This is a genomic window from Vallitalea maricola (assembly GCF_036985595.1).
Taxonomy (GTDB): Bacteria; Bacillota; Clostridia; order Lachnospirales; family Vallitaleaceae; genus Vallitalea; species Vallitalea maricola.
In genome coordinates this window covers 40,739-47,530 of sequence record NZ_BTPU01000086.1, presented here as the reverse complement: position 1 = coordinate 47,530, position 6,792 = coordinate 40,739, and the positions used below count along the sequence as shown (strand labels likewise).

The 6,792-nt window shown below is 30.2% G+C and carries 6 protein-coding genes; 2 read left to right on the top strand and 4 right to left on the bottom strand.

All coding sequences use genetic code 11. From position 1 onward, the window contains the following. The 3 genes from AACQ14_RS21010 to AACQ14_RS21000 all read right to left on the bottom strand — a co-directional run. The coding region (locus tag AACQ14_RS21010) for an ABC transporter transmembrane domain-containing protein (RefSeq protein WP_339365538.1) at window positions 1-661 on the bottom strand (661 nt) is incomplete at its 3' end. Window positions 662-687: 26 nt separating this feature from the next. Next, complete coding sequence (locus AACQ14_RS21005; RefSeq protein WP_339365537.1) at window positions 688-2,781, bottom strand: beta-galactosidase small subunit-related protein; 2,094 nt, start codon at window positions 2,779-2,781, stop codon at window positions 688-690. Between the two features lie 125 nt (window positions 2,782-2,906). Continuing rightward, a complete protein-coding gene (locus AACQ14_RS21000) occupies window positions 2,907-3,254 on the bottom strand; it encodes a PilZ domain-containing protein (RefSeq protein WP_339365536.1) in 348 nt (115 codons plus the stop codon). 259 nt (window positions 3,255-3,513) lie between these two features. On the opposite strand from AACQ14_RS21000, the gene upp reads away from it, so the two are divergent. Both upp and AACQ14_RS20990 read left to right on the top strand, forming a co-directional pair. Continuing rightward, window positions 3,514-4,146 (top strand): uracil phosphoribosyltransferase, encoded by a 633-nt coding sequence (gene upp / locus AACQ14_RS20995; RefSeq protein ID WP_339365535.1) that lies wholly within the window; start codon window positions 3,514-3,516, stop codon window positions 4,144-4,146. Window positions 4,147-4,433: 287 nt separating this feature from the next. Beyond that, window positions 4,434-5,528: a C40 family peptidase gene (locus AACQ14_RS20990; RefSeq protein ID WP_339365534.1), complete on the top strand. Its 1,095-nt coding sequence runs from the start codon at window positions 4,434-4,436 to the stop codon at window positions 5,526-5,528. A gap of 318 nt (window positions 5,529-5,846) precedes the next feature. Here AACQ14_RS20990 and trxB read toward each other — a convergent pair whose 3' ends face one another. Then, a complete protein-coding gene (gene trxB / locus AACQ14_RS20985) occupies window positions 5,847-6,773 on the bottom strand; it encodes a thioredoxin-disulfide reductase (protein ID WP_339365533.1) in 927 nt (308 codons plus the stop codon). Between the last annotated feature and the right edge of the window lie 19 nt (window positions 6,774-6,792).

Below are 6,792 nucleotides of genomic sequence, written 5' to 3'. Positions count from 1 at the left end.
CAAAAGCTTTTACTACCTGTACTCCTGATATATTTTCTTGTACCATCTCTGACATATGAGCAAAAGCTTCCTGTTTATCTTTGAATCTAGCTCTTATTGCTCTTCCAAAAAAAATACCTCCAATAGCTATTAGGGGCAAAGGTATTATAGCTACCAATGTCAAGTTAAGACTTATCTTAGTAATCATCTGATAGATTACTAATACACATAATGTGATAGCATCCAAAGACATTAAGACACCTGGACCTACCATCATTCTGATTGCATTCAAATCATTGGTAGCATGTGCCATTAGATCTCCTGTCTTATGTTCATTGAAAAACCTAAGTGACAGTTTTTCCAAATGACCAAAGAAATCATTTCTAAGACCATATTCAATCTTTCTTGATGTTCCAAAAATGAAGTATCTCCATATAAATCTAAAACAAGCTATCAAAATACCTATCAATAATAGGGTAAGAACTTGGTTCAATAAATTACTAAACTCATAATTACCACTTTGTAATCCATCAGTTATATTCCCCGTTATTACAGGTATCTGTAATTGGAACAAATCAACTGTTAGTAAGGAAAGGAATCCTACTAAAAAATGGAATTTATATATTTTAAAATATTTTATTAATATCGATTGTGACTTATTTTTCTTACGATTAGGTTTCATGAAATAATTCACATCCTTATAATTATTTATATAACCCGTTTTATACTGAATGCGTATACATCTTCACCGGTAGAACTAGTATCAAATATATTGTACTTTGCTTTACTGGTGCAACTTACATCCAATATTATTGGTTTGTTATTATTTTCTTCTTGGTTTATAGAATATGAACTATGTACACGTGGATAGATATTGAGAAGTATGTCTTTGCAACTTTCAACTAATAATCCTTCTCCGTCACTATCTGTAAGTGCAGCCCATCTTACATCTGATTTATTGCCACTTTTTATAGAATTATTCAGATTATAGTAATACAAACCTACTTTAGTTCCACTATTAATATCAGGGTATGTATCATTTGGTCCTTTACCCAGCCATGAAAAATCATTATACTCAGCTGGTATCTCCAACATCATTCCTACTTTTATGGATTTATTGCTGGAACGGATTTTATTAATTATGTTTATTCTACCATCGGGTTCTATTATATATGTAGTCTTGATATTCCCTTTTATCTGTGGACATTTTCTTATGATGTCAATTTCATAGCTTCCTTCTGTAGTGCTAGTGACTTTTACATCTTTCACTTTTGACATCTCTAATCTGTTAGACCCATTGTCAATATATACTTTTACTGGTGATAGGACATATTCTTGTCTATCAAATTCTATTGAACGGATGTTACCTTTCAATTTATCCACAATTATTTCAAAATTATCACCAATCACTTCTACTTTCAATTTTCTATCTCTTAATCTAGCTTTTTTTGATGATTTTATTTTTCTTTTTTTAGGTGCTTTGTATGGTATTCTGTATTGTGCCCATGCCACATTATACCCTTTTTCTGCCCACCATGATTCTGTTTTTGTAGACATATTGATATTGATGTGGTACCAAGCATTTTCAAGAATATCTTTCATATTATAATCAATATGTATATCTTTTCTCTTATTGATAGGTATTTCTATATCTGTCAATTCACCACTTTTTATTACTATACCATCCTCTAGAATCTCCCATGTAAAATCGTAATCTTTAAGGGAAGATGAATCGCCACAATTTTTGATGCTAAAAATTCCTTTGATGATATCTTTTGGATATATATTTATCATTTCGTATTTCTTTTTTAGTTCAGATGCGTATGGCGTTAGATGTCTATCATTATAGACTATACCTTTTTGGGTTATTTCTTCTGTTTCTTCGTCACTAATCATTATATAATCACATAAGAATCTTCCTGCAATGGGATGTTCTTTAGATGCTTCATCCATTTTTCCATCTTCTTTTATGAAGTTATAAGTGAAACTTACTGGATTATAATTATTAAGTCCTGTTGCATTTCCCTCATAGTATATTGGTCTAGTGTTGTCTAATAACATTATTTTCTTGTATAGATTAATTGGTACATTGACTCTGCTGTCTATATTCCATACAATTACACATGAATAATTAATATATTTGTATATTATATTCTTGGTTTCTTCTTCATCAAATAAGATTTCTTCTTCGTGTTCTTGTTCAGTCATAGGTTTATTAATTACATATAATCCATATTTATTGCACATATCATAGAAAACTTCAGCATTGTTATAATCATATGTAATTACCGTATTGATGTTATTGCTCTTCATTATACTTATATCTTGAATATATTTTCTCTGCATAGCTTCTATATTATCTTGCTCATAATTTTTATAGACAACTCCATTTAGAGTTACTTGCCTACCATTTATATGAATCATATCATTATTTATCTCAATGAATCGAAAACCATGTTCGAATTTTTTCTGGCATAACTCTTCATCTTTTTCATTTTTTACAACTATTTTGAAGCTATAGCATTTTGGTAAATCAGCTGTCCATGTCCTGATACTATCTATCTCATTTTCTAACGTTACTTTGGATGTATTTTTTGCGGTTAAAACGCATCTTATGTCAGCAACCAAATTTTCCTTTTCATTATCAGTCATCCATAACTCAATTTTTACAGGTTGTATTGTTGAACCCATATATGTAATGAAAACATCTGTATACATATAAATTTGGTCGTATGTTTCATTTAATGCTTTGGAATTAACATAGTACCTATCTATTTTTATTGCTTTATCCAATTCGTTCATATTATTTTCACCCCTTTTATTACAGAAACATAGATATAACCCCTTATAATTTTTATTACATAATAAGAAAGCGACTATACATAGCCACTGTTACCTTAACTTAAATATAACGTCACTTTCCCTTATTATTTTTTATTTAATATTTTCTCATATTCATCAACTTTATCTGCCAAGAATTCAGCAAGTCCTACGAATTCACAGCCTAAGCAATATTTATCTCCGGATTTATTACTTCTTATTATTTTGAGTACACAGTAAAAGTATCTTTTTTCATCAAATTCTATTTTTGCATTAAAATAATAGTTGAGAGGTAATTCATCCCTACATAATATGCCAATACCGTTTTTAGAAATATCTATAACCTCAATGGTCTTATTATCAAGTTTTATTATGTCATTATTCTGTTTAAAAAGAGAATTAATTTCAAGTTCTAATTTTATGGGTAAACGCTTATATTTTCTTCTTTCTTCCATAATAGATCTCTCCTTGTTCACATATAATCGATAACTTAACTTATATATTTTTCAATTTCTAATTATACCATAAAATAACATTAAAATAAAACAGGATAATCATTATTTTTTTATATTTTATAAGATTTGATTGACAAACAATAGTAGATATATTAATATAAAAATTGTATGCAAATTAATAAGTGAAATTTATAATAAATAATATTTCTTATTAACGCTCGTTCTATTTTTTTTAAATTATAAGGGAGGAATTATCCGTATGAACGAAAATGTAAAATTATTAGATCATCCATTGCTTCAACATAAACTTACATTATTACGTGATAAGAACACTGGATCTAAAGATTTTAGAGAACTTGTCAAAGAAATTGCTATGTTAATGGGTTATGAAGTTACACGTAATTTACCTTTAAAGGAAACTACTATTGAAACACCTATTTGCAAAACTACTTCAAATGTAATAAGTGGTAAAACTCTTGCTATTGTTCCTATTCTTAGAGCTGGTCTTGGTATGGTAGATGGTATGTTAAGTTTATTACCTACTGCAAAAGTGGGACATATTGGTTTATATAGAAATGAAGAAACTCTTCAACCTGTGGAATACTATTGTAAACTTCCAAAAGATATTGAACAAAGAACAGTAATTATTACAGAGCCAATGCTTGCTACTGGTGGTTCAATCGTTGCTGCTGTAAGCCTATTAAAATCTTATGGTGTTAAAAATATTAAAATCATGTGTCTTGTAACTTCTAAACCTGGAATTGAAGAAGTAATTGCTCATCATCCAGATGTTCAAATTTTTACTACTGCAATTGATGAAAAATTAAATGATATTGGATATATTACTCCTGGTTTAGGTGACGCAGGCGATAGAATATTCGGTACTAAATAATAATCACTAGAGCTGACTTTTATAAGCAGCTCTTTTTTTGCCCTTTTAGTTATTAAATATTTATTAATTAATTATTAACTCTATGCTTAATAAAATATGCTCTCAATACTTAAATCAAATGCTTTTTGAGGAAATTACTGGTAATTAAAGTAAACTATTGCATTTTTTCTTGATTAAGGTTATAATAATCGTGTAATAATTAGTTAACATTTTTGTAACATCTATTTTTTTAGAATATTTTTCCTTAGTATTTACAAATAATAACATTAGCATTAGGAGGTTTAATTATGAAAAGGCGAGGTATCAAGCAAGTTACTCTAGGTATATTAGGAGGATTAGTTTTAACACTTAACGTTAACGCTGCTACCATAGGTGCTGTTAATGTAAAGAATCTTAACGTTAGAAGTGGCCCTAGTACCACCAGTTCTATAGTTGATCATGTTCATTTGGGTGATAAACTAGAAATCATTTCTACAAATGATAACTGGTTTAAAATTGATCTTGATTTGTTAAGCAATGCATATGTACATAGCAATTACGTTAACATTGAGAATTCCAGCAATTCAAAAGTTGTAACAACTAAAGCTGAACTTAGAAATTCACCAAATCTATTAGGTAATGTGTTAGCAACTATTGATAAAGGACAACTAGTCAGCATAGAATACCAAACTGGAGATTGGCTCTATGTTAGTACTATGAATGGTAAAGGATATATGCATATAAATAGTTTATCTGAAACTAAATCTTCAGATTCAAAATCCTTATCCACATCACAAGATACTACAGAAAAGGAATCAAAAAAAGTTGCTACTGTAAACACAAATATACTTAATGTTAGACAACAACCATCTATTACATCTAAAAAGATAGGTAAAGTCTATCGTTATAATACTTTTGAAGTATTAAGCGAATTAGAAGAATGGGTTTCTATTAAAATACCAAACGGGTCTACTGGTTATATATATAAAGATTATGTAGTTATTTCTGATGAGAAGACCATTACAGATTCTTCAAGCTTAAGACAACAAGTAGTTAGTTATGCAAAACAATTTTTAGGCAACCCTTATGTATGGGGTGGCAATAGTTTAACAAAAGGTGTGGATTGTTCTGGTTTCACACAACAAGTAATGAAAAAATTTGGTATAAGTATAAGTAGAACTTCCAGATCACAAATTAATAACGGGTATAGAGTGTCAAAAAATGATTTATTACCTGGCGACCTTGTATTCTTTGGATATAGAAATAAGATATCCCATGTAGCTTTATATATTGGTAATAACCAGATTATCCATGCAAACAACAGAAAAACTGGAATTATCATTAATAATTTAAGTGATTCAAGACTTTTACCTTATATAGGTGCCACTAGAGTTATTAAATAGCTTAAAGCCTTGCTTTTTCATAAAAAATATTCTTTATTATGTAAGTGGTAAAATTGTACATAATAGTGTTGGGGGACTGTTTATGCAGTCCTTTAATGCTGTTTTTTTATAGACAACGGTAGTAATAGTAAAACCATATACAGTGATATCACTCTCGTTACGTTTGTTGCTTTTAGTTGGTTTAGAGGTATGGCAACAAGCCGTAAAAGGTCGTTATATCACTGTATATGGTTTGTTTATGCGATTGGCACTCTTAATTGAGTAAAAGAGTTATTTAGTTGTAAAGTACTCATTCTAGTATGTTAAATAGATTTCATTTTAGAAATTTTCTAGGATGTATCTTTCGGCGGCGTAAACGGATGTGGCTCCGTCGGCTGCGGCTGTGATAATTTGTCTTAGGGTTTTTTGTCTTATATCTCCGGCGGCGTATACACCTTTTACACTTGTTTGGCAAGAGTCATCGGTTAATACATAGCCTTTTTCGTCACATTTTACTTTATTTTGGATAAGTTGTGAGTTAGGTTCTGTACCGATTCCAATAAATAGGCCATCAATGTCTAGGATGGATTCTTCTTTTGTTTTATTATTGATGATTGAAATTTTTTCTACTTGGTCTTTGCCAATTACTTCTTGTAGTTCTGTGTTCCATAGTATTTTTATTTTATCTTCGTCATGTTTTAGTAAACTGTCTTGTAATATTTTTACTGCTCTTAGTTCATCTCTTCTGTGTATGAGGTATACTTTTTTACACATTCTAGCTAGAAAGATTGCGTCTTCTACAGCTACATCACCACCGCCTACTACAGCAACTTCCATGTTTCTGAAGAAAGCACCATCGCAAGTAGCGCAATAGGATACACCTCTTCCGGTAAGTTCTTTTTCACCTTTTACACCTAGTTTTTTCCATCTAGCACCAGTAGCCATGATTATAGCTTTTGATTGGTATTCGTTGTCAGTTGTCTTGACTACTTTTACTGTCTGTTCTAGTAAAAGGTCCACTACCTCTTCTGATTTTATTTCTATGCCTAATTTTTCAGCGTGTTCTCTCATTTTAGTACTTAGCTCGAATCCTGTAATATCTGGAATTCCTGGATAGTTATCAACTTCATAGGTGTTGATTACTTGACCACCTGGAACATCTTTTTCTAGTACCATAGTTTTTAACATTGCTCTTTGAGCATAGATGGCTGCAGCCATACCTGCAGGACCAGATCCTATTATTATCAAATCATATATTTCTGTCATTAAAATCACTCCTTAAGTA